The 5482-nt window shown below is 41.4% G+C and carries 7 protein-coding genes and 1 pseudogene; 4 read left to right on the forward strand and 4 right to left on the reverse strand.

Going from position 1 to position 5482, the window contains the following annotated elements:
• Both AB6E30_RS22290 and AB6E30_RS22295 read left to right on the forward strand, forming a co-directional pair.
• Nucleotides 1-580: pseudogene (locus AB6E30_RS22290) on the forward strand (conjugal transfer protein TraG); the annotation flags it as partial.
• A gap of 88 nt (nucleotides 581-668) precedes the next feature.
• The gene (locus AB6E30_RS22295) at nucleotides 669-1118 is read left to right on the forward strand and encodes a hypothetical protein (protein WP_372105299.1); all 450 of its coding nucleotides are present in this window, start codon (nucleotides 669-671) and stop codon (nucleotides 1116-1118) included.
• Between the two features lie 165 nt (nucleotides 1119-1283).
• Here AB6E30_RS22295 and AB6E30_RS22300 read toward each other — a convergent pair whose 3' ends face one another.
• Nucleotides 1284-1556 (reverse strand): helix-turn-helix domain-containing protein, encoded by a 273-nt coding sequence (locus tag AB6E30_RS22300; RefSeq protein WP_372105301.1) that lies wholly within the window; start codon nucleotides 1554-1556, stop codon nucleotides 1284-1286.
• 331 nt (nucleotides 1557-1887) lie between these two features.
• Here AB6E30_RS22300 and AB6E30_RS22305 point away from each other — a divergent pair, with 331 nt between their 5' ends.
• Together AB6E30_RS22305 and AB6E30_RS22310 are read left to right on the forward strand one after the other, a co-directional pair.
• On the forward strand, nucleotides 1888-2709 hold the full coding sequence (locus tag AB6E30_RS22305) for a restriction endonuclease (protein ID WP_016799990.1): 822 nt from the start codon (nucleotides 1888-1890) through the stop codon (nucleotides 2707-2709).
• 113 nt (nucleotides 2710-2822) lie between these two features.
• Nucleotides 2823-3152 (forward strand): hypothetical protein, encoded by a 330-nt coding sequence (locus AB6E30_RS22310; protein ID WP_241762566.1) that lies wholly within the window; start codon nucleotides 2823-2825, stop codon nucleotides 3150-3152.
• Nucleotides 3153-3407: 255 nt separating this feature from the next.
• Here AB6E30_RS22310 and AB6E30_RS22315 read toward each other — a convergent pair whose 3' ends face one another.
• The 3 genes from AB6E30_RS22315 to AB6E30_RS22325 all read right to left on the reverse strand — a co-directional run.
• Complete coding sequence (locus AB6E30_RS22315) at nucleotides 3408-3566, reverse strand: hypothetical protein (RefSeq protein WP_016799988.1); 159 nt, start codon at nucleotides 3564-3566, stop codon at nucleotides 3408-3410.
• 18 nt (nucleotides 3567-3584) lie between these two features.
• Nucleotides 3585-4313 (reverse strand): zeta toxin family protein, encoded by a 729-nt coding sequence (locus AB6E30_RS22320; RefSeq protein WP_017091786.1) that lies wholly within the window; start codon nucleotides 4311-4313, stop codon nucleotides 3585-3587.
• A gap of 349 nt (nucleotides 4314-4662) precedes the next feature.
• Nucleotides 4663-5482, reverse strand: an 820-nt coding sequence (locus tag AB6E30_RS22325) for a group II intron maturase-specific domain-containing protein (RefSeq protein WP_372105303.1), incomplete at its 5' end; no start/stop codon positions are given.

Below are 5482 nucleotides of genomic sequence, written 5' to 3' on the forward strand. Positions count from 1 at the left end.
TGGCTTTACGGCGAACTTTAGTGAGACGCAAGGCTTGATAACGTCCACGACACAAGCTCAACAAGAGGTCGATACGCTCAGTCAAGTCAACAGCCAAGAGCATCGTCAAGTGGCGAGCCTAACTGAGAAACTGGAAAAGCCATTCCAAGCGTTTGTTGAGGAAAAATATGCTGATAAAGAAGGAAAAGCTCGACAAATCCTAGCGGGCAATAATGATGACTCTCGCCAATCTCGAGCGAATGAATGGGAAGCATTTAAAACAACCGACACGTTTAAAGATTTTGTGCTCGCCAGCGTACCCACTCAAGAAGAGCACGAACAAAACTTTAATCCTGAGCCGACCCAAGCCGAGTGGCAAACGATGGTGGGCGAACAATACAAAGGTACAGCTCTAGGCAACACCAGCCAAACGGTGATTGAGCAGCATGAACAGCGCGGCGGCACTGAGCGTTATTACAACCCAGACAACCACTCACAAATCGTGGAGGAGACACGTGAACAATTTGAGGGCACCAGCAAACGTGTTGAGCCACCTTCCACCTTGGAGCCAACACAGAAGGAGGATAAAACCCGACCTTAACTATAAATAATGGTTAATTATTCAACACCCAAGTGAAAAGTCGTAACGACCTAGTAATATACTAAGTTATAAAAATGGAGGATTAGCAATGAATAAATGGAGCGTCTTAAGCTTAACCATGTGGTGTTCTTTTGGGAGTTTAGCGGCAGAAGAGATAGACATTGATAAGTATGGCAGTAAACATAACCCTGCCTCTATGCGTTATTACGTTGAGCACTATCAAAATCCCGATAGCCCTCAGTATCAAGCTTTAATGATCGGTGTTCGTGTTGCTGCTTATACAGCGGATCTTTATACCACTCGCTTAGACGCTCGCAACCAACGTATCGACTACTGTTTACCAATGACAGATACAATCAATCGCGAAAGCTTAGATAATTGGAGAACCAAAGATTTGATGACAATCATCGACAAAAGGCTCAAACGCGATCCTAATCTAAAAAAATATGGGGAAGCAGGTATAGGTGTCGATATTGGAAGCTACCTTGTTGCCGCTCTCAAAGAGCAATACCCTTGCCCTGTACAAAAGCAATTTTAAGCTGTTGATTTACCCTGCCAAAAGTTATCCGTTCTTATCACGCTGTTCGCTGTGCACCCCGTGATATCTCACGGGGGTAAATGTAGACCAAGCTACTGACTTACCGCGTTTTTCAAGGTAATAATGACTGCGCCCTCTGCTGTGTCCTAATAGGCTGATATATACCTATAGGCTTTCAACCAATCCAAGTTCATTACTTGTAATCTGGTTTAATTTTTTGCTGAAACTCCCCCTGTTGATCCCCAACATCCTAGCAGCCTTTGATTGATTACCACGTGTATGAGTTATCAACTCAGTAAACAATGTTTTTAGCACCGTAGGAGTAACCCAAGACATATCCGGGCTAGCTGATTTATTATCAAACCATGTTAGCTCCAGTTCTGCTCGGATAAGTTTTTTCAAATGGTCTTTGTTGATTGGGGTTAGTTGGTCATTCATATAAATTGGAGGTTGATAATCGATTTTATCATGTTGGCAAATTTATCATGAAAGTGCCTTAAAATCCGCTCACTCCCAAATTTGATGTCATGCAGGCTTTGGTTTGTAGTCGCTTGGTGGGCACAGTCATCTTGACTTGAGTATGTCGTCTACTCGACAATTATGAGTTAGAAGTGTTCGGATTCCGAACAAGGAATCCGACTTCAAGCGTTGCCTTCCCTGCCCTAGCTCATCAATAGCTATCATCCTGATAAATATCACCTTACAAACTATACCCATCATCTATCGCTTGTGTTTTAATGCATCTAAACGCTTATCGGGTAATCTTCAAATGGCACGAAAACACGATGGAATCATATGGCACTTAATGGACGCTCCATGGTGGTTAAGCGTAGTACTCTCTGCTTGTATTTATTTTGGGCTTTCATACCTATTGCCTAGCTTGGCCGTGGATAGCAATAATTTCATCTTTGAAGCTATTGCTCCAAACTTGCCCTTGATGGCTCCATATTTTACGTTCTTATTTCTTCTCCCCGCACCGATAGCGTTTTTCAAGCAATATCAGAGGAAAAGAAACTATCTCAAGACGAACAATCAGATTAAAATTCAGAGGAATACTTCCCCACTAAATCACCTGACTTGGATCGAATTTGAAAGTTACATCGGAGAATACTTTAAGTCTCAAGGGTATGCGGTCAAACAGTCTTTCGCTCAAAAATCTGATGGCGGTGTTGATATTTGGCTTACAAAAGATAGTGAATTAAGCCTTGTACAATGTAAGCATTGGAAAACTCGCAAAGTGGGTGTGCAAGTTCTAAGGGAAATGTACGGTGTCATGATCGCGAACAATGCCAGTAAGATGATTATCGTAACTTCAGGAGGCTTTACTTCTGAGGCTGTCGCTTTTTCTCTAGATAAGCGTCTGTGGCTAGTCAATGGCAGCGAACTAGTACATATGATTGAAGATGGGCGCAGCTTTCAAAATAAACCATCAATATCGCCCCAAACACACAGGGCAGGCGTCGAATCTATGATTTGCCCTAGTTGCCAATCTAAGCTTGTAATGCGTGTTGCTAAGCAAGGAGCTAAATCTGGTATGTCTTTTTATGGTTGCTCTACGTATCCAAAGTGTCGTTATACTTGCGACTGCTGAGTTTTAATCTATTCGCAATACACGCTTGTTGTAGAAAGTAATCTTTGATATCCCGAAAGTTGCTGCTGGCATCTATTGCTATTTGGCATGGCGAACAACTGATTTATTGCGGTATGTCTAGAAGACAAATCGAAAAGAACAGTCATAAGCCCAAATTTGGTCTAATCACACGTATTCAAAGTCATGCTTCTGGTCACTTAAGTGTTGACCAATTTTTTGGGTACGTTGCGAACTGTTTGGTGATTCCTAGTTTGAAACCATCTGAACCCCCTCGCTTTGCTTCCGGAGACCTCAAGCTCGACTCTCTAACGAAAGAAGACATCCACCAACCTCTTGAATTTCAATATGTTGTTGTCGATACAAGCGAAGGGGCTTACAAGCAAGAAGACAAAGCTAGGTCTGGCGAGACATTGGGGCAATTACCTCTTTTAAACCCTCTCTAGATAGGTTTTGTCCAGGGAGAGTATGCTAGAGCTGATCACACAAAGGTTGATCAGTTTTAAAAACGTTTTTGGATATAAATGATTTACAACCACTGCACTAAACCGTTTCTATCAGATTAGAAAAAGTATCTTGGAACCTTAAGCGATTGTTATACCTTTGTTTGTTCATACGCTAAAGTTATAGGTGTAAAAAAGCCGATTCAACTGTATTAGTTTGAATCGGCTTAAAAAATTGATGAGCAAGAGCATATTCGATTATGCAACTGCTTTGGCTTTCTCAATTGTTGAGTTTTGAGACTCTGAAGCAGCGACGATCACTCTTTTATAAACTTTTTTCTTTTCACTTGAAGATGTACGCTTCACAAAATTTGACAATGGTGATGAAGCAACCTTCTTACTGCTAAAATTAAACATAAAGCCTCCTATCAACCTTTAAATGCCCACAATTTTGTTTACTTCTTCTACAGTATAATTCGGTTTCAGATAAGGTTTCAAGCTACTAACGTTACTATGATAAGTTCTAGTGCTGCCATCATTATCTTTCATCAACAAGTCGACTTGGATCTTTTTACCGAATTTTTCCTTCAACGCCTCTATAACTGTCTGAGAACCAAAGAATTGTTCTACGAAGTGTTCAGGGAGAATTTTTCGACCTTCAACTTTTTCTCTCGCGTTAACAAATTCCCATGCTAGTTCAGGGCGTTGATACACAAATATTATCAGTACATCTCTGTCTTTGTCTAAAGATCTTTGAATGTTTTTTTCCGCTACATGGTAGCTTGATAACGTTCCGTCTAACAAAAAACTCTGACCATTCTTAAAGATATAGTCCATCGAACGTTCAACAAGAATAACAACTGCACGCTGAAATAGGTATGAATTCGAACCATCGTAATCTTCAAATTCAATGCGCAAGTCATCAGGATCTAGGCGAAGAACTTGCACATGACCATCAGAGATGGAAGCAACTAATTCTTTAGATGATTCTGTTTTCCCTGCCCCTGGAGAGCCACTCATAAAAACAGATACAGGAGCCTCTTCTGGAAGGTAGACTGCTTTATCAGTAAGCCTTCTACAAATCTTAGTCCTGTTTTTCTTGGCAAAGATGACTGCCCTGTCCCTGATTGCAAGTTCTTCGTCATTAAGATCCAAGATGACCATCTCAAAATTAATATATTTCGCACATTATACACAATAATTAACGCCTAAAGGCATAACTTGCTCTAACTCAAGTGCATTTCAATACGTATAAAAAATTCATGTGAAATATGGAGTTGAGCACTATGAAAAAGTTCGCCTAACAAAACTAGGAACCAACCATGAGCTAAATTTGGCTAACTTAGGGGCGACAGAATCGCTTGGTGATCACATCAAACTGGTAGGTATCGAAACAAGCTTTTGTCGAGTAGACGACACTTGTTACCAAGTGCCGCCCCTCTAAGAACCGTACGTGCAACTTTCACTGCATACGGCTCAAGCCTCCACTAAGGCATCATTGATACCCAGCAACTTATAACGCAGTCGGGACAGGCTCTTTCCAAGAGTTACGAGCTAGCCTTTTAGATTTTCTCTTCACCAAATATTCTTGGTATTGAGGGTCAAAAGGGGTCGCTGCATTCCTGATTTTTACGTGTCGCTCGATGGGCACTTTAGCTATTTGGAACAGATTGAAGTGACAGTCCATGTCCATGATTTTCTGCCAACCGTGAAATTGCCACTGGCCTTTACGATTGAGAAAATACTTATGAACAACCCAGTCTTTGGACTTGGTTGGATGACGTCTAACTGCCCAGTGCCATAACGCTTGAAATAGTTTGTGGCCGACATACCCGAATACTTGTTTAGCAACACAGTGGCGATAGTAATTCGCCCACCCTCTAAGTTTCGGATTTATCAACTTGATAAGATCGTTAACAGGGATGGTTGCGTGCTTTTTAATAAGTTCACGTAGATTTCTAAGGAATAACAGCGTGTTAGATTTGCTCGGTTTAATGAGCAATTTCCCTTTGTACTTCCTGTGATTGAAACCCAGAAAGTCAAAGCCATCATCAATATGAGTGACCTTCGTTTTCTCTTCGGAGAGGGTTAACCCTCTTTCTGCCAGAAAGTCAGCAATCAACGGTTTGATATCGTTCACTAGCACTTCCTTTGAAGAGCAGGTGACCACGAAATCATCCGCATAACCAATAAAGTTGGCCCTAGCACCCATTTTCAGAGCTGTAGATTTTATTTGTTGCTCTATTCCCGCGAGAGTCATTAGCATCAAGGTTGGAGATATTATTCCACCTTGAGGTGTACCCTCATCGGTATCATAGAACAGACCCTTATCC

It is taken from the genome of Vibrio sp. 10N.247.311.12, from assembly GCF_041467515.1.
GTDB classification, from domain to species: Bacteria; Pseudomonadota; Gammaproteobacteria; order Enterobacterales; family Vibrionaceae; genus Vibrio; species Vibrio crassostreae_C.